Below are 18322 nucleotides of genomic sequence, written 5' to 3' on the forward strand. Positions count from 1 at the left end.
ATGCGCCCTCTCAACGATTCTGGTCAGGATTCCACTGTGCGTACCGTTGCCCGCGCAGGAACTGCCACAGGCCGACGCTCATGCCTGCCAGCGTCACCAGCAGGAAGGCCGCGAGGCGGAACGGTTTCGGTAAACGGTGTTGCGAATCCAGCAGGCCGGCGATGGCAATCGAGTAACCGAGCAATTGCGCGAGCAGGCTCAGGCGATAGAAACCGTGCTGGTTCCACAGCCAGAAATTGCTCAGCAGCAGCGGCAACAACAGCACCGGCGCCAGTCGACGAATCAGTTTGTGGCTGATCAACGCGATCGAATACAGGCCGTGCTTGAAGGGATTGAGCAGTTCACGGCGTTGCGCCAGGCTCTGCAGGCCACCGACGGTGACCCGCTGGCGGCGACGCCATTGCTTGTCCGCTTCGTCGACGCCCTGATCGATCACCTGCGCCTCGGGCACGTAGACGATGCGTTTATGCGCCACCGGTGCGCAGGTACTGATGAAGAAATCATCGTTGACCTCGGCCGGCACGGTCTGGAACAGCTCGCGACGCAAGGCGAGCAGGGCGCCGTCGGCGGAGACCATGCAGCCGGTGCGATTCTCGACCCGGCGCAACCAGCCTTCGTAATGCCGATACAGGCTGTCGCCGATGCTCAGGCCGCCACCGGTAACCGGGATCACCATGTGCCCCGCGCAGGCGCCTACCTGTGGATCGCTCAACGGCGCGAGCAAGTGGCCGAGGGTGTCGCGCGACCACTGGTTGTCGGCATCGGTGAACACCAGAATGTCGCCGCTGCTCAGGGCGGCGCCGGCATTCAGTGTGGCGGCTTTGCCCTGGCGCGGCAGGTCGAGCACGGTGATGCGCGGATCAATCACTTTGTGCGCGCAAGCCACGGTGTCATCGGTCGAACCGTCACTGGCCAGAATGATCTGCAACGCGGCCGGCTGATAGTCCTGCGCCAGCAGCGTGCGCAGCTTGTGCTCGATATGGCGTGCCTCGTTGTGCGCGGCAATCACGATGCTGACGTTCAGCGGCGGTGCGGGGGCATGTCGCCAGGCCGGGAACAGTGGCGCGAGCAAGGTGAGCAGCAGCGGATAGCCGATGTAGGCGTACGCTGGCAACAACAGGCACAGGCAAAAAATGAGTTCAGCCACGGGCAGGCCTCCTTGCATTCCAATGACACAGACCGAGAATCAATGCTGCGCTTGCCAAGTGCAGGCGCACCCAGTGCAGGCCCCAGAGCTGCAAGGTCAGGCTGAGGTTATGCTGGCGAATGCTTTGCCGCAGGCTGAGCAGCAGACTGGGCAGCAGGCCTGCCATCAGCAGCAGTAACGCCTGCTGCGCGTAGCCGCCCAGCAACGCAAGAATCGCCAGAGCATCAAGCAGCCACACCAGTAACGAGAGCAGCGGAAACCGCAGCAGACGCAAGCTCATGCCGTGGGCCCGGACCAATTGCAGATGACTGCCCTGACGCCACAGTTCCTTGCCGACCCATTCGCGCCAGGTCATTTCGTAGCCCCAATGCAGAGCGACGCTGGTATTGACCGACAGCAGACGAGCACCGTGTCTGTGCAGACGCAGGGTGTATTCCTTGTCCTCGCCGGTGCGCAGGGTTTCGTTGAATCCGCCGACCTTGTCGAACCACTGCTTGCGCATCAGCAGGTTGGCACTGGGCAGCCATTGCACAGTGCGCGTGGCGCCACCCGACGGGCGCAAAGAGCGGCGCTGCCACGCGGCGGCGAACCATGGCGCGGCAGCAGGGGTGTGCAGGTCGAGGCCGAAGACGTCGCCCTGGTCGCCCGCAGCCAAAGCCAACATCTGCTTCAGCCAGTCTTCCGGCATCTCGATATCGGCATCAATGAACGCCAGCCATTCACCACGGGCAACCGTTGCGCCACGATTGCGCAAGGCGCCGATCAGCAGGCCGGGCAGCAGCAGAACCTGCGCGCCGAATGCGCGGGCAATCTGCGGCCCTTCGTCGGTGGAGCCGTTGTCGACGACTATCAATTCACAGTCGATGTCGGCTGCGAGCGCGGCCTTGCTGGCGGCCAGCAGCGTTCGGCCGATATGCCGGGCTTCGTTGAACATCGGAATGACAATGCTGATCCGGCTCATGCTTTGGCCTCCGTCAGCGCTGCCTGCTCGGCTTTCAGGCGCAGCACCCAGGTCAGCGCCAGCATGATCCACAGGTATTTCAGGTTCGGCGCACTGAGGAACATCAGGAACAGCGTCAATGACAGAAAGCTCATGCCCAGATGGGTAACCATGCCTGCGTGCTGCCACTCGCGCCGTTCCAGCCACGTGCGTCGTGCACGGATCAGGTTATAGAAACCCTGCACCAGCATGCCGACAAACAGCAGGCCGGCGGGAATCCCCAGTTCGCTGAAGATCTCCAGATAAGTGTTATGCGCCCGGCGATACAGGTCGCCGATCTTGCGGTTGGCCGAGAACGCCTTGGCATAACCGGTGGTCGCGTAGTGCAGCGGGAAGGTGCCAGGGCCGGAGCCGAGCAGCGGATGCTCGCGAATGATCTGGCTGCCAACGACAATGTAGGAGGCGCGACGGCCGAGGGATTCGTCCTGGGCCTTGGCCCCGGCGCTGAGGATGCTCAGCGATTGAATGCGTGCCAGATAACCGGCCGGCATCGCATAGATCGCCAAGGGCAGGATGATCGCAGCACCGAGCATGGCGAAGCCGAAATGCCGTGGACGAATGCGGGTCAACTGCTGGCGGTAGTGCCAGATCCCGATTGCCAGACTCAACGCCAGTACGACCAGCCCTGAGCGCGACTCGGTTTTGGTCATGCCGCCGAGCAGCAACAGACAGCAACCAGCCCAGAACAAACGGTGCAGCAGGTTCGGGCTGCGAATCACCAGCAGCAGGCCCAGCGGCACGGCGAAAGCGATCAGCAGGGCAAAGGCATTCGGGTCTTCGAGCAGGCCGGCGGCGCGGCCCTTGTCCTGGAATCGGCTGGAAAACATCGCCATCGCGCAGGTCGTGCTGACGCTGAGGGTGACCAGTCGGGCGAACAGATCCAGATTCAACTCACGGCCGATCAACAGGGTGATCACGAACAAGACCAGGCCCACGCTCAGTTCACGCAGATGAGTCTGCGACATGCCCAGATTGTCGCTGGCGAACAGGCTCAGCAGGTACAGCGCCATGAAACCGATCAGGTAACGCCACAGATTGCTGCGCAGGCGCTGCGACGGAATCTGGTGCAGCGCCAGTTGCAGCATCACGATTACTGCCAGCGAGGCACCGATCAATTTGCTGCCCGATACCGAGCTGTCCTTGAAGAAACCTTCGAACGGCACCAGCGCGGCAATGCCGAGCAGGCCCCAGGTCGGCTTGCGGTACAGAACGGTGAAACCGACCAGCCCAATAACCGCCCCCGGCGCCAGATACGGCCAGGGACTGGCCAGCAGACCGAGGCTGACCAGGGCGAACAGACTGACGATCGAGAGCGGGAAAATCATGCGCGTGTCTCCCGTGCCGTTTGGATGTACAGCTGCGACCAGCGTTCGGCCAAAGCCTTGAGGTCGTAGCGCTCCTGTTGGGTGCGTCTGGCGTTGTCGCGCAACTGCGCGGCCAGCTTCGGTTCGGCCAGCAAGGTGTCGAGCTGGCGGGCGAGGGCGGCGGTATCCGTCGGCGCTGCGAGCAGGCCGTTGTGACGATCCTGCAAGACATCGGGAATGCCGCCGACCGCGAACGCCACCACCGGCACGCCGGCCTGCATCGCTTCGAGCAGAATCATCGGCGTGCCCTCGGTGCGCGAGCTGATCACCAGCGCATCGAGTTGCTGCCACCAGCCTTGCATCGCCGTCTGATAGCCCGGCAGGCGAATCCGCTGCTGCAACCCGGCAGCATCGATGCGCGCCTGCAAGGCCTCGCGTTCCGGTCCGTCACCGAGCATCACCGCGTCCAGTTGCGGATGCTGGTGACACAACGCGATCAGCGCATCGAGGAACAGGTCCGGGCCTTTTTCACTGCTCAACCGCCCGACGTAACCGGCCAGCCAGCGTTGCCGCTCTGCCAGCGACGGCATCGCTGGCGCCGCTGGCAAACCGTTGGGAATCACCTGCAACTTCTCCGCGCGCACGCTGGCCTTCAGATGCAGCGTGGCGATGCTTTGCGCCACGCAAACCACCCGTTTCACCGATGCCGTGCGGCACAGTTGCAGGCTCAGCCAGGTGTAGAACTTCTGCTTGCGACTGCGTGGGGTGAAGCCGTGCTGAGTGATCACCAGCGGCAGGCGCAGCAGCGAGGCGCCGACCCAGCCGAACAGCAGCCCTTTGAAGTTGTGGGTGTTGAGCAACGGTTGGTCGCCACGGCGCTGACGCAAGTGCCGCAGCAATTCGCCGAGCCCGGCACAAGCGCGAGCGTCCACCCCAGCCTCGCGAAAGCGCGAGATCAGCTCAGGCGGCGCGTCGAGGAACAGCACTTGGTGCTGCCCCGGCGTGGCCAGGCAATGATCCAGCAACATCCGCTCGGCCCCGTAGAAGCCGCCGCTGCTGAGCAAATGAATGATCGGCAGGGCGACGATTGGGGTGGACACCGCGTTCAATTGCGCACCCAGTGCACCAGGCTCGGCATGGTCCAGTTCTTGTGCGGATTGCCCGGCTGCGACGTTTCTTCGTTGAGCACCAACAACACTGGCACGCCCAGTTCATGGCTTATTTGCGCCGGATGCTTGAACCGATGGTCGAAGAACTCACGCACGTATACGAACGCGATTGCCAGCAGCAGCCCGGTGAACAGCCCGAACGGAATGATCAGCATCGGCTTGGGAAAAGCCGCCTCGGTCGGCTCGAACGGTGGACTCAATACCCGGGCGTTGGACAGGTCGTTGTCCAGCGCGCGTGTCGTACTGCTCTCGGCAAAGCGTTGCGCATAGGTAGAAAACGCGGCGTGCAACGCGCCGATCTCGGTGTCCATCTGGCGCAGCTTGCTTTGGGTCTGCTGCAACTGATGGATGCGATTCTTGAACTCGGCAATGCGCGCGGTTTTCTGCTCGATGACCTGGCTCACCACCGACAGGTCGATCGTGCGTTCCTGGATGCGGTTGTTGACCACTTTGAGGAACTGTTGGCGGGTGCGGGCAATTTGCTCGCGGGCCAGCAACATCGGCTCGCTGCCAGGCTGGAATACCGCCAGGTCATTCATATAGCGGCTGACCTGAGTGGTCAGCGCCTCGCCCATCTGCCTGATCTCGCGGTCCTCGAAGGCAATGTTGTCCACCGTCGTGGTGAAGGTGAACGGGAAGGTGTAGTCGTTGAGTTTGTTGGTGTTGGCGGCGGCCAGGCTGGTTTTCAGATAATCGAGCCAGCGCTGACTTTGCAGCAAGCGATCGCGATACAGGTTGAGTGCCTGCTCTTCGGTGTTGATCGCGTTGAGGCGAAAGGTGATTTCCTCTTTCGGGTCGGAAGAACCGACGCTTTCCAGCAGGCTCAGCCGCGCGCCTTCTAGACCATCGAGCCGCACCTGATACTGATGCTTCTTGGTTTCGTAGAACGAATGCGGCAGCTCGATCGACTGCAACGCTTGACGATCGACCAGATAGTTCTGCAGCAACGCGGCAACAAACGTTGTGCCCTGGGCCGGATCGGGAAAGCTGTAGACGATCGAGATCACATTGGAACCCGGCAGGGTTTCGATCTTCAGGTTGTCGATGGCGTCCTGGGTCAAACCGTCCAGTGCCGTGTCGCGCACCGGATCGGTTTGCATGCCCAGCGCATCACGCAGCGGATTGATCACGTATTCGCGCAGCGGCGTGCTGACGTAACGCTTGAACGGCTCGCCCGCCAGCTTGCTGAGCATCCCCGGCGGCGGGTTGTACTGACCCATGTCGCGCAGTTCGCTGATGGTCTGACGGATCAGCGCCGGCGAACGGAGGATATTGCTTTCGGTTTCCATGTCCGCCAGCGATGGCGGAATGAAGGTGGCACTGTCCTGGGTCAGCGAGGTGGTCGCATCGCCCTGAGACAGCTTTTTCGACTGCACGATGACCTGCGCGGTGATATCGAAGCTCTGTTTGAGCAGCAACGGCAGGAGCAGGGCGATCACTGCAAAGGTCAGGAAGATGCGCTTCACCGTTTGCTTGTTGGCGAAGAAAATCCTGAAGAACTCGTGCAGGTAATTTTCTTTTGGGTTCATGTCGGTCACCTGAGAGTCAGTTGTCACTGCCTTTGTTGTCGACGCGGTAGCCGAAGCTGAAACCGACGCCCTGGAACAGCACCACATCAGCCAGTTGGCGGGCGAGTTCGCCGGCGCTGGCCAGTTTGGTTTTTGGCACGTAGAGCATGTCATCCGGCTGCAGATAGGCGATTTGTGGCGCGTCACCGGACAGTGCTTTCTCGACGTCGTAGTTCATCGCCTGCACCTGATTGCCGTTGCGCCGCATGATCACTACCGAATCCAGCCGCGCCTTGACGTTGGTGCCGCGCGCCAGAGTCAGCGCCTCAAGCACTGACACTGGCCGGCGGATCGGGTAGGAGCCCGGTTGTGCGACTTCGCCGAGCACGTAGATCTCGTTGCCGGCGGTGGACTTGAGCAGCACATCCACAGTCATGCGGCCCGGCAGTTGCGCGTATCTCTGATTGAGGAAGGTTTCCAGCTGATTGACGGTCATGCCTTGCAGCGGCACCGCGCCGATTTCCGGAAAACTCGCGTAGCCATCAGTGCCGACGGTGATCTCGCGGCTCATGCCGGTGGCCGGATGGTTCAGCGCACTTTTAAGGTTCTGCTCGTTGCTCAGCGGGCTGAGAATCTGTACCGAGAGCTGATTGCGGTTGGGTTGGAACAATTGCTTACGCTGATACGCACGCTGGATTTCCTGACGGGCTTCTTCGCTGGTCAGCCCGGCGATTTTCACCGAGGTGTTGGCGCCCGGCAGTTCGATAGTGCCGTCGGGCAGCACCAGTTGCGTGCCGTTGAGCTGACTGGCGGCGGTGAAATTCAGGCCGATCTGGTCACCTGATTGCACGCGGTAAGCGTCCGAACCGCTGGTGCTGATGTGAAAGATCACATCCAGCACGTCTTTCGGGCGCAGGGTCTGTTCGACCCGCGGCATGTCGGTGGCCTGGGCGTTGGCCGGTGTGGCGGTGAGAATATTCACCGGCATGTTGCGGGTCTCGGAAGTGCTGGTGCAGCCCGCAAGCGGCAGCAACAGCAGGACAAGCATTCTGGCGTTCATGGCGTCATCCTTTGCGTTCGCTTACAGGTTTTTGTAAAGCCATTTGGGCATGTAGTACTTGCGCCGGTTGAACACGCTGCCGACCACTTTCGCCCCGGCCTGAGTCAGGCGTTGCACAGCGGCCTGGGCGACTTCCCAGCGGGTGTCTTCGGCGCGCACGACAAACACCACACCGTCGACCTGAGTACTGATGACCAGGGTGTCGGCGGCGGAATACACCGCGTCGCCGTCGATCACCACAAAGCGGTACTGGCTGCCCAACTGGTCGAGCAACGGGCTCAGGCGCTCGGCGGTCAGGTGTTCCAGCGTGCGGATCGGCCGGCCGTTGGGCAGCACATGGAAGGGCAGGCTCGAGACCTGCACCACGCAGTCCTGCAACAGCGGCGGGTTGCCCGGGTTGAACAGCAGGTCGCGCAGGCCGCGCTCCTTGCCGAGGTTCATCTGCTGGGTGAGGTTGTTCGCCGACTGGCTGGCGTCGACCAGCAGCACCTGGCCGCTGCTCATCTGCGCCAGCTGACTGGCCAGTGCCAGAGCGCTGGTGGTGGTGCCGGCGCCGGGGTTGGCGGCGGTCAGGAACAGAATGCGCAGATCGAGATCCAGCACGGTCGAAGTCAGATTCGATTCGCTGGGGCTGGCGATGCTCAGGCTTTTATTGGTTGAACCGTCCATTAGCTTGCTCCGTGGCCGCTGAATACTTTGAAGGGGGTTTTCAACAGAATCTTCAGATCAAGCAGAAGGCTCTGCTCGGCGATGTAGCTGAGGTCCAACTCAACGCGCTGGTCGAAGTCGATGTTGCTGCGTCCGGAGATCTGCCACAGACCGGTCATACCGGGGTAGATCGCCAGACGCGCGAGGTGATTGTCCTTGTAGCGGTAAGCGTTGAACGAGGTCGGGCGAGGGCCGACCAGGCGCATGTCGCCGGTCACTACGTTGATCAGATTGGGCAGTTCGTCGAGGCTGGTGCGCCGCAGAAAACTGCCGATGCCGGTGACGCGCGGATCCTTGTCGATCTTGAAGTCGATGGCGTCGGCCCCGTGTTTGTTCAGGTGGCGCAGCGACTCTTTGAGGTCTTCGGCGTTGCTGACCATGGTGCGGAACTTGAACATGCCGAACTTGCGCCCGCGATAACCGGTGCGTTTCTGCACGAACAGCACCGGCCCCGGGCTGGTGAGCTTGATGGCCAGGGCCAGGCCCAGCAGCACTGGCGAGATCAGCACGAGAATCGTCAGCGCGCCGAGGCAGGCGACCACCCGATTGGTCCGCGACAGCTGCCATGGGCGGCCGCCATCGCGGCCGCTGAGCCAGCCGCGACCCTGACGGTGAATCGCTGCGTCGAGGCGCATGCGATGTTCCGGGTCGACGCGCTTGTCAGGGCGCATCTGTGCAATCGACACACTTCTTTCATGTCCAGTCATGGCGTCCTCCGCATTCAATCAGCCGCAAGCGGCGCACGGGCAGTGGGGTAGTAGTCGCGGAACCAGGCGATGAAGCGGCCCAGTCCTTCATCCAGTTCTATCCGGGGCTGGAATCCGGTGGCCTGGGCCAGATCGCTGGCCTCGGCGCAGGTGTTGAGCACGTCGCCCGGTTGCAGCGGCAGCAGCTCGACAATGGCTTGCCGATCGAGATGTTTTTCCATCAGCGCGAGGTAGGTTTTCAGTGCAACCGGCTGCTGCCCGCCAATGTTGAACAGACGCCACGGCGCCATGCTGCTGGCCGGGTCGGGCTGCTCGCGATCCCACTGCGGATTGGCTTGCGGTGGCTGATCGATGAGGCGTGCGATGCTTTCGATGATGTCGTCGATGTAGGTGAAATCGCGCTGGTGCTCGCCGTAATTGAACAGCTTCAGCGGCTCGCCTTCGCTGATCGCCCGGGCGAACTGGATCGGCGACATGTCCGGCCGACCCCAAGGCCCGTACACGGTGAAAAAGCGCAGGCCGGTGCAGGGAATGCCGAACAGATGGCTGTAGCTGTGCGCCATCAGTTCATTGGCTTTCTTGGTCGCGGCGTACAGCGACAGCGGATGGTTGACGCCATCCTTGACCGAGTAAGGCGTGTGTTGATTGGCGCCGTACACCGAACTTGACGAGGCGTAGATCAGGTGTTCGACCGGGTGGTGGCGGCAGCTCTCGAGAATGTTCAGGAAACCGTTGAGGTTGCTGTCCAGATACGCCCGTGGATTGTCCAGCGAATAACGCACCCCGGCCTGCGCAGCCAGATGGATCACCACTTGTGGCTGCTCGCGGGCAAACAGCGCATCGATCGCCGAAGCGTGGGCCAGATCCACCGTGGCCAGCGGAAAATCGCCGACCTGCTCGCGCACCCACTGCACGCGGTCGTGCTTGAGCTGCGGGTCGTAGTAGTGATTGAAATTGTCCAGGCCGACCACCGAATGCCCGTCGCGCAGCAAGCGCAGGACGCAATGGGCACCAATGAAACCGGCGGCACCGGTCACCAGAATCTTCATGGCCGCAGCCCTTCGGGGGCGATGTGGCGCAGGCCGATGCCGCTGTAATGCAGGCCGGCGGCGGCTACTTGTTCCGGGTTGTAGAGATTGCGCCCATCGATGATTACCTTCGAACGCAGCTTCTCGGCGAGCAGCTCGAAATCGACCACGCGGAAGTTTTTCCACTCGGTGCAGATCACCAGCGCGTCGGCGTCTTCAAGGGTGTCGTCGCGGGTCGCGCACAGGTGCAGGTCGTTGCGGTAGCCGTAGATGCGCCGGCACTCGGACATGGCTTCCGGATCATAAGCCTGCACGCTGGCGCCTTCGGCCCACAACGCGTCCATCAGGTAACGGCTGGGGGCTTCGCGCATGTCGTCGGTGTTCGGTTTGAACGCCAGGCCCCAGACGGCGATGGATTTGCCGGCCAGGCCTTGCGGAAACTGCGCGCGCAATTTGCTGAACAGGATGTGCCGTTGGCTGTCATTGACGTCGGTGACGCTGCGCAGCAGTTTCAGCGGCATGCCGTTGTGTTCGGCGGTGTGCAGCAAGGCCCGCAGATCCTTGGGAAAGCACGAGCCACCGAAGCCGCAGCCCGGATAGATGAAGTGATAGCCGATGCGCGGGTCGGAGCCGATGCCTTTGCGCACCGCTTCGATGTCGGCGCCGAGCAGCTCGGTGAGATTGGCCAGTTCGTTCATGAAACTGATGCGGGTGGCGAGCATCGCGTTGGCCGCGTATTTGGTCAGCTCGGCGCTGCGGTTGTCCATGAACATCAGTTTTTCGTGGTTGCGGCAGAACGGCGCGTACAGCTCGCTCATCTGCTCGCGGGCAGCGTCGTCGCGGGTGCCGATGATGATCCGGTCCGGGCGCATGCAGTCGGCGAGGGCACTGCCTTCCTTGAGAAATTCCGGGTTGGAAACCACACGCACCTGCAGCTCGGTTTTTCCGCGCTGCAGCAATTCGCTGGTGGCCGTGGCCAGAACCTGATCGGCAGTCCCGACCGGCACTGTGGATTTGATGATCAGCGTGCGATCGGCCTCCATCAGGCCGGCGATCTGCCGGGCGACGTTGAGTACATGGCTGAGGTCGGCTGAGCCGTCTTCGTCCGCCGGGGTGCCGACGGCGATGAAAATCAGCTCGGCGTGAGTCACCGCATCACTGGCCTGGGTGCTGAACAACAAGCGCCCGGCCTTGATGTTTTCTTCAAGTGTTGCGGACAGGCCTGGCTCACTGATGGGCGGTACCGCTTGTTGCAGTTGTTTGATCTTGTTGGGATCAATATCAATGCATAAAACCCGATGGCCGACATCGGCAAGTGCAGCGGCTTGTATAAGTCCGACATAGCCAGTGCCAAATACGCTCACGTCCATCTGCGCACCTCAATAAAACCAGAAAAGTTAACTACGGAATGAGATTGTTAAAGGGGTATAGCGCAGGGTTTGAAAAGCGTGTCAGCAAAATGACATGTTGCACGGGTATAACACTTGAGGCGTTTTTGGCGATTGGCCATCAAGTCATTGCTGCGATTGAATTTGTTCTTTCTTTGCAGATTTGTTCAGATTCAATTTAACCGACAGACGGTCTAAGTCCCCGAAATTAAAGGCTTTCATCCCCCCGGGTGTGTCAGATTTGAGTCACCGTTTTTTTGACGCTTTACCCGGCTATCAGTCATTTCTTGCGCTTTGATGGCCGGGTGCTAGTGTCAGGTTCTGACCGACAAAGCTTTGACAACCTCCCATTTCGGACGGCCGGTATCGCCATGTTCAAATACGCCAAGGAACTGCTTTTAGTTGCCTACTTATTGCTCTTTTCCGACTACTATCTGGACCGGTTAAATGCTATCGGGTGGGGTTTTAATGTACTTGTTTTTGGCGCGATGTTTTTGGCGCTTACTTTCGCGTTATATCTAACTGCCTATATACGTCAGGCTCTTGTTCGACATGCGTTCGCATTAACGCTGTTTGCTGCGGCGGTTTTTTTCGATGTCTATACCCGGGTCACGGCGGATTACCTGAGGTACAGCGATTTTGTCTCGCTGGTGTACTCCGGCGGCTTCATTCAGGAAGCGGCCTATCAGTATCGCGACGCGATCCTGCGCGCGCTGCTCAGTGGCTTGCTGCTGTTGTTCGGCATCGGGCTCAAGCCGCGTCATGCGCTGTTCATACCCAACACGTTGCGGGTAGCGGCTCCGGTCATCGGCGTGTTCATGCTCAGCGCTTTGCTTTTTTTACGTGCGGGTGAGGGCGCGCGCGGTCTGCCGATCATGTACACGCCGCTGGCCTACCTCAACCTGTTTGCCTACGAAGCGTTGCATGACACCGTCGGCCCGCGTGAATCGGTGACGCTTGCGCGCGCCACGCCTGCCGTCGGCCACGATATCGTGCTGATCATCGACGAAAGCATTTCCGGCAATTACCTCGACATCAACGCGCCGTTCGGCGTGCACAGCAACCTCAAGCAAGCGCCGGCCGGGGTCGATGTCTTCAACTTCGGTTATGCCGCGTCCATTGCCAACTGCAGCGCCGACACCAACGTCACCTTGCGCTACGGCGGCACACGCGCCGATTACAGGCGCATCAACAGCACGTTGCCGTCGATCTGGCAGTACGCGAAGAAGGCCGGGCTCGGCACGGTCTACATCGACGCCCAACGCACGGCCGGCAACCTGCAGAACCTGATGACCGCCGCCGAGAAAAACGACATCGACAGTTTCGTGCAATTCGACCAGACCAGCGTGCGCGACCGCGATATGGCGGCAGCGGCGAAGCTGATCGAATTGCTCAATGACGATCGCCCCGAGCTGATCGTGATCAATAAGGTCGGCGCGCATTTTCCGGTGCATGACAAATACCCGGACGCGTTCATGGCCTACCGGCCGACGCTGCCGCGCGGGCAGTTCACCGAAGTCGCCGACACTGGCGAACGCCCCGGTTTCAATGGCCAGCCGGATGACTGGGTGCTGTATCGCAACGCCTACAAGAACACGCTGTTGTGGAACGTCGGCGAGTTCTTCGCCCGGGTGTTTGCCCAGGCCAATCTGGACAATGCGCTGCTGATCTACACCTCCGATCATGGCCAGGATCTGCATGAGCGCGGCAACCCGGGCTTGAATACCCACTGCGGCGGCGACCCGGTGGAAGAGGAGGGGCTGGTGCCGCTGGTGGTGATTCAGGGCCGTGGATTGCAGACGCCGGACTGGGCAGCGAATCTGCCGGCAAACAAGGACCGCTCCAGCCACTACAACATCTTCCCGACGCTGTTGCAGGTGATGGGTTATGACCTTGCGGGGATTGAAGCGGTATATGGCAAACCGCTGAGCGTGCCGACGGCGGATGAGTTCACTTTCAACTACCGCTTCAATGCGCGCTTGGGTGCCAAGCCTGAGTGGAAGCATATCGATCTGGGCAGCATCGTCACCCCGGAACGAGCGCCGGCGAGTGTGGCTGCGGGGCAGTGAGTTTTTGATTGCTCGGGCGGGCCTCTTCGCTGGCAAGCCAGCTCCCACAGGGTTCGAGGTTGTTCACAAATCCTGTGTCAGCACTGGCCTCCGTGGGAGCTGGCTTGCCAGCGATGGGGCCAGCACTGACACCAGCCAATTCAAAGCTTCAGCCACCGCGCCCGATACTCCCCAGGCGCGCACCCCAGCCAGCGCGCGAAAGCCCGGTTGAATCCCTGCACATCGCTGTAACCCAACCGATCCGCCACTTCGACCAGCTCCAGCGCCCCGGATTGCAACAGGTCCTCGGCACGATAGCGGCGATGCTCATCAAGCAGTTCGCTGAAAGTCCAGCCCAACGCCTTCAAGCGCCTTGCCGCCGTGCGCTCAAGCACATGCTGTGTAGCACAGAACTGCTGCCAATCCGCTGAAGCCAGATCTTCGATCAGATAATCGCTGAGCTGTCCGAGCAAGGTCGATTCACTGAGACGACGGGTCTGTTCCAGCAGATCGACAAGCGTTGTTTCCAATGCCGGATTGCCCGGTGTCAACGGCATCACGAACAGCTGAGGATCCAGATAAATCGCCGCGCATGACTGCTCTGCGCTCACCGGGGCGCGCAATGCCGATTGATGCTGCTCGCGGCTTGCCGATGCCAATGCCACACCTAGCACCGGATCACGATTCACGCCGCTGGCGAGCAATTTGCGTCGTACCAGGCTGCACAGGCTGACAAGGATGTAATCGGTCAGCGCCGCCGGAGCACCCAGACTGCCGGCTTCGACCAGACGCAGTGTTACGCCGTCATCTTCACGCAGGATTTGCACACGGAAATGTCCGTTGAAAAACGCAAAGTACTCGGCGAAAAACGCACAGGCACGTTCCAGCGACACGGCGACATCGAACAGATAGGTCAGCCCGTTGGTGGCCGTCGAAACGAAACGTTCACCCGCCGCCAGACCGATCAGTGGATCCCCGCTCTGTTCCACGGCAAACGCCCAGAAGCGCCGCGACATCAGCAGCGGCATGCGCGTGAACGGCGTGCGCAGATCGAACAGGCTGCGGCGCAGCTGCGCTTCGATTGCGCCTTGGGTAACGCCGCGCGCGAGCAATTCTTCAATGGCCGGCAGCAGGGTCGGCGCGTAAAAAGCGTTGACGGGTTGCGGATCGATTTTGCTCATGTTGTGCGCGCGTCTCCCGTAGCTCCGTTAGCCGCCAGCAAACGCTGATCGACGCTGAGGATCGCCTCGATCATCGCCCGCGCTGCTGGCGTCAGGGTAAAACCGGCGCGGCTGACGATGCCGTAACCCAGTTGCAGCGCAGGCTCGTCATGGGGGACGTCGACAAAGTCGAGCAGCTCGATCAGGCCTCGATCAAGTTGTTCACGCAAGGCCTCAAGCGTGGCGAGCCCCACCGCGTCTGAACGCAGCACTACGCGCTGGATCGCGTCAAATTGTGCGCACTCGACGCTTGGGGTGAAGTCCTGCTCACCGAGGATATCGGCGAGCACCTTGCGGATCATCGGTGGAATGCGCGTGCCGACGATCGGGTAATCGAGCAGGGCGCGCAATCGCAGGTCTCGTTGCGCGAGGAGCGGATGGCCGGCGCGACAGAAAAACCGTCCCGGCCGCGTGCGCAGCAGGTGCACCTGATACTGCGGATCGCTGACAAAGTGCCGCGCGTCCGCGACGAAAAACTCGATCTGCTGCTCGCGCAACCACAGCGTCAATTGCTGCCAGTCGCCCTGATGAAAGCGCGTACGAATTGCCGGATGCGCCTGAATGAAATCGGCCAGCGCTTCCGGCACCAGCACTTGCGCCGGATACGGGCCGCAACCGAATTGCAGTTCGCCGCCGGTGAGACCGTTGTATTGCGTCAATTCGTTGTGCAGCGCCTGACTGCCAGCGAGCAGGCGCCGCGCATGTTGCAGCACCAGTTGGCCTTGCCCGGTCAGGCGAAACTCACGGCTGCTGCGCTCGACCAGTTCGCAGCCGAGATCCCGTTCCAGAGTCTGGATGCTGCGGCTGAATGCCGGTTGGCTGAGGTTGATCGCCTCGGCGGCGCGCCCGAAGTTGCGGTAATCAGCGAGGGCGACCAAGTGGCGAAGCTGGCGAAGATCCATCATGCGTCTCCTGCATTTTGCGAATACTTTTAATGCATTGGATCGATAGCACGTCCGCTGGCATAAGTACACGCCTGTTCTTCGATGGCCGCCTTCATGTCTCAGCCTCTGTTCGCCTCCAGCGCGTTCACCCGCACGATTCTCGCGCATGCTCGCCAGTCCGGGCTGTGCCCGCAACGCTTGATGACGCGCGTCGGGATCTGCCCGTCAGTGCTCGCCGGACAGCATCAATTGATCGCCGCACAAGCGCTTGAACGGTTGTGGCGTGAGTGTGAATGGGCCGGGGTAGCGCCGACGTTTGGCTGCGAACTGTCCGACGGGATGGCGACCGATTGCCTGCAAGGACTGAATATTCTGCTCGACTCGGCCGCGACCCTGCGGGCCAGTCTGAAGTGCTTCATTGACTGCTTGCCAAGGGTGATCAATTACGTTGCGGTGGAGTTGGTCGAGGCAGGCGACGTGGCTCGTTTGCGCCTGCGTTCGCTGCAGGGGCAGCTCCATCATTTCGCTCTGGATGCGGCGGCGATAACGCTGGTGCGCAACATTGCCCGTCGACTCGGCGGGGCGCCTGGAGATTTGTTTGTGAGTGTCAGCCTGCGCCCCGCGCAAATGGCCGGTGGCTGGCTGCGTGGAGTGGGTATCGCGGTGGAGCAAGGCGAGCATCTGTGCCTGACCTTGCCGCGCTCCAGGCTCGATCAGGCCTTGCTGGGCGCCAACTCGTTTCTGCACCAGAGCATGCTGCGCCACTGGCACGCTGCAACTTGCGCGCCTGCGCGTGAGGACAATCTGACGATGGCGCGGCACTGGCTGACGGCGGGCGATCAACCGATCGAACGGATCGCTGAGCGGCTGGGTTATCGCCAGCCGAGCAACTTTATCCGCGCGTTTCGCAAACAGTTCGGGATTACGCCGAAGCAGTTCCGGTTGAATCCGGGGCAGGTTTGTTGAAAGCAGGATTGAGGTGATTGATCGTTATTGAGGGTGCCAGCAAGCTTTCCCCCCTCTCCCCCAAGGGGGCGAGGGGGAAAGGGAGCCGATCTTCATGGCGTTCGGAATCTGAGTTCTACTCGGTATCCCACCTCGGCGTATCTCGTACATCCAACACGGTCAGTCCCCTCTCCCTTTGGGAGAGGGCTAGGGTGAGGGGCTTTTGACTTACGGCGTGACGATATTGAACTGCGGCCCGAACGTATCCAGGCTGCCCATCAATAATCCGAATTTCTGACCATTGCCCTGCAACTTCACCAGTCCTTTTTGCATCGCCGTCGGGAAGTCCAATTGCTTCAGGCTGATCTTCTCCAGCGTATCGCGGCTCAGGCTGACGCTCGCATCCGCCGCCGGATTCAAGCCGGCGCGGTGAGTCAGCACGCCGTTGCGCAGGGTCAGGGTGAAATCCTTTTGCACATCGTCGAACGTCCAGTTCAGCGTCAGGTCATGGGCCACGGCTTTGTCGCTGTCCAGGCGTACCGCGAGGTAATCGAAGAACATTTCCGGACTCATCGCCCGGACCATGTCCACCGATACGGTATTGGCAGACTGCGGTGGTACGCCGTTGCGCAGTTCCATCGCACCGGTCAGGTACATGTTGCGCCAGGTGGCGTTCTCGCTTTGATAACCCAACTGCTCCAGCGTCTCGGCTTGAGCGTTGCGGGCATCCGCGTTGTCCGGATCGGCGAACAGCAACTGGTTGCCCAACTGCGCGGCCCATCGGTAGTCAGCGCTGGCCATCGCACTGCGCATTTTCTCCAGCACCGATGCGGCACCGCCCATGGCCTCGACCGAGCGTTTAGCCGCATCCACCGGCGGCAGCGGATTGAGGTTGGCCGGGTTGCCGTCGTAGAAACCCATGTAGCGCTGATACACCGCGCGCGTATTGAAACTCAGCGAGCCGTAATAACCACGGGTGTACCACTTCTGATCGAGTGAGCCGGGCAGTTTGTTGATTGCTTCGGCAATTTCCAGCGGCGTCAGGCCCTGGTTGAGCAAGTGCAGGGTTCGGTCGTTGATGAAGGCGTACATGTCGCGCTGATCGGCGAGCAAAGTACGAATCCGCTCGCCACCCCAGGTCGGCCAGTTGTGTTGGGCGAACAGCACGTCGGCCTTGTCACCATAGCGCGCCAGGCTGTCATCGAGATATTGCGACCAGGCTTTGGCGTCACGCACCTGCGCACCGCGCGGGGTGAGGATGTTGTGCATCATCTGCGTGGCGTTTTCGGCCATGCACAAGGCTTTCAGCTGCGGTAGATAAAGGTTCATTTCCGCTGGCGCTTCGGTGCCTGGGGTCAGCTGGAATTCGACTTGCAGGCCAGCGATGGTGCGGGTTTCCAACGGCTCGGCAATCAGATCGGTAGGCGCGATCAGTGTGACCGTGCCACCGCTGGGCGCGCTCTTGCCGAGGCCAGCGTCGACCTGGCCTTTTTCACTGCGCGGCAACAGGCTGCCGAACTGGTACTGCGCGCGGCGGCTCATGGCATTGCCGGCCATGACGTTCTCGCTCATCACGTGTTCCATGAATCCCGCTGGCGCATACACCTTGACCTTGCCGGACTTGACATCGGCCTCGTCGATCACCCCGCGCACGCCGCCGAAATGATCGACATGAGTGTGGCTGTAGATCACCGCGACGACGGGTTTGCGCGGGCGATGGGCGTAGTACAGATCCAGCGCCGTCCTGGCGGTTTCGGCCATGGTCAGCGGATCGATGATGATCAGCCCGTCGTCACCTTCGATGATGGTCATGTTGGCGAGGTCGAGACCGCGTACCTGATACAGCTTGGGGCTGACCTCGAACAGACCGGCGTGGGCATTGAGCTGTGCCAGTCGCCACAGGCTCGGATTGACCGATTCCGGCGCCTTGTCTTTGGCGAGGAAATCATAGGCATTGACGTTCCAGATGACTTTGCCGGCGGCATCCTTGATCTGGCCCTTGAACGGTGCGATCAAGCCTTTGCTGACGGATTCGAAATCGGTGCGGTCGCTGAAAGGCAGGGTTTGCAGCACGGCAGCGTTGCTTGCGGCGGTTTGCACGCTTGGCGCCACCGGACCGTCAGCAGCGAGCAACGGCTGGCTCAGGCAAGCGGTGATCAGGCAGGTCAGCAGGCCACGCGGGCTCAGGATGAAACGGGGCATGGGT

General features: G+C 61.2%; 15 protein-coding genes. 2 read left to right on the top strand and 13 right to left on the bottom strand.

Annotated elements, in window-relative coordinates; genetic code table 11:
* Positions 1–10: 10 nt before the first annotated feature.
* From ASG55_RS06175 to ASG55_RS06220, 10 genes are read right to left on the bottom strand one after another with little or no spacing between them, the layout of a single operon-like run.
* Positions 11–1147: a glycosyltransferase gene (locus ASG55_RS06175; protein ID WP_056784525.1), complete on the bottom strand. Its 1137-nt coding sequence runs from the start codon at positions 1145–1147 to the stop codon at positions 11–13.
* Complete coding sequence (locus ASG55_RS06180) at positions 1140–2108, bottom strand: glycosyltransferase (RefSeq protein ID WP_056784528.1); 969 nt, start codon at positions 2106–2108, stop codon at positions 1140–1142. Before ASG55_RS06180 ends, ASG55_RS06175 begins: the two co-directional genes overlap by 8 nt.
* A complete protein-coding gene (locus tag ASG55_RS06185) occupies positions 2105–3472 on the bottom strand; it encodes an O-antigen ligase family protein (RefSeq protein WP_056784531.1) in 1368 nt (455 codons plus the stop codon). Before ASG55_RS06185 ends, ASG55_RS06180 begins: the two co-directional genes overlap by 4 nt.
* Positions 3469–4560, bottom strand: coding sequence for a glycosyltransferase family 4 protein (locus ASG55_RS06190; protein ID WP_056784534.1), 1092 nt, complete (start codon positions 4558–4560; stop codon positions 3469–3471). Before ASG55_RS06190 ends, ASG55_RS06185 begins: the two co-directional genes overlap by 4 nt.
* Positions 4557–6149, bottom strand: a complete 1593-nt coding sequence (locus ASG55_RS06195) for a GumC family protein (protein ID WP_056784537.1) — start codon at positions 6147–6149, stop codon at positions 4557–4559. The genes ASG55_RS06190 and ASG55_RS06195 overlap by 4 nt, the downstream gene beginning before the upstream one ends.
* Before the next feature lie 16 nt (positions 6150–6165).
* Positions 6166–7188 carry a polysaccharide biosynthesis/export family protein gene (locus tag ASG55_RS06200; protein WP_016774099.1) on the bottom strand — a complete coding sequence of 341 codons (1023 nt, stop codon included), beginning with the start codon at positions 7186–7188 and terminating at the stop codon, positions 6166–6168.
* Positions 7189–7209: 21 nt separating this feature from the next.
* Positions 7210–7857, bottom strand: coding sequence for a CpsD/CapB family tyrosine-protein kinase (locus tag ASG55_RS06205; protein WP_024012451.1), 648 nt, complete (start codon positions 7855–7857; stop codon positions 7210–7212).
* A complete protein-coding gene (locus ASG55_RS06210; RefSeq protein ID WP_041478600.1) occupies positions 7857–8603 on the bottom strand; it encodes a sugar transferase in 747 nt (248 codons plus the stop codon). Before ASG55_RS06210 ends, ASG55_RS06205 begins: the two co-directional genes overlap by 1 nt.
* Before the next feature lie 14 nt (positions 8604–8617).
* Complete coding sequence (locus tag ASG55_RS06215; protein WP_041478601.1) at positions 8618–9652, bottom strand: NAD-dependent epimerase; 1035 nt, start codon at positions 9650–9652, stop codon at positions 8618–8620.
* Positions 9649–11001, bottom strand: coding sequence for a UDP-glucose dehydrogenase family protein (locus tag ASG55_RS06220; RefSeq protein WP_056784540.1), 1353 nt, complete (start codon positions 10999–11001; stop codon positions 9649–9651). Before ASG55_RS06220 ends, ASG55_RS06215 begins: the two co-directional genes overlap by 4 nt.
* 389 nt (positions 11002–11390) lie before the next feature.
* Here ASG55_RS06220 and ASG55_RS06225 point away from each other — a divergent pair, with 389 nt between their 5' ends.
* Positions 11391–13088, top strand: coding sequence for a sulfatase-like hydrolase/transferase (locus ASG55_RS06225; RefSeq protein WP_056784542.1), 1698 nt, complete (start codon positions 11391–11393; stop codon positions 13086–13088).
* Positions 13089–13228: 140 nt separating this feature from the next.
* On the opposite strand, the gene ASG55_RS06230 is transcribed toward ASG55_RS06225, so the two are convergent.
* Together ASG55_RS06230 and ASG55_RS06235 are read right to left on the bottom strand one after the other, a co-directional pair.
* Entirely contained in the window at positions 13229–14248 is a 1020-nt protein-coding gene (locus ASG55_RS06230) for an AraC family transcriptional regulator (protein WP_056784544.1), read from the bottom strand.
* Complete coding sequence (locus ASG55_RS06235; RefSeq protein WP_056784547.1) at positions 14245–15189, bottom strand: LysR family transcriptional regulator; 945 nt, start codon at positions 15187–15189, stop codon at positions 14245–14247. The genes ASG55_RS06230 and ASG55_RS06235 overlap by 4 nt, the downstream gene beginning before the upstream one ends.
* A gap of 96 nt (positions 15190–15285) precedes the next feature.
* Between ASG55_RS06235 and ASG55_RS06240 the strand changes: the two genes are divergently transcribed.
* Positions 15286–16137: a helix-turn-helix domain-containing protein gene (locus ASG55_RS06240; protein WP_056786782.1), complete on the top strand. Its 852-nt coding sequence runs from the start codon at positions 15286–15288 to the stop codon at positions 16135–16137.
* A gap of 207 nt (positions 16138–16344) precedes the next feature.
* Here the strand turns inward: ASG55_RS06240 and ASG55_RS06245 are convergent, their stop codons facing one another.
* Positions 16345–18318 (bottom strand): alkyl/aryl-sulfatase, encoded by a 1974-nt coding sequence (locus ASG55_RS06245; protein ID WP_056784553.1) that lies wholly within the window; start codon positions 18316–18318, stop codon positions 16345–16347.
* Positions 18319–18322 lie beyond the last annotated feature (4 nt).

Source organism: Pseudomonas sp. Leaf434 (genome assembly GCF_001425545.1).
GTDB lineage: Bacteria > Pseudomonadota > Gammaproteobacteria > Pseudomonadales > Pseudomonadaceae > Aquipseudomonas > Aquipseudomonas siliginis.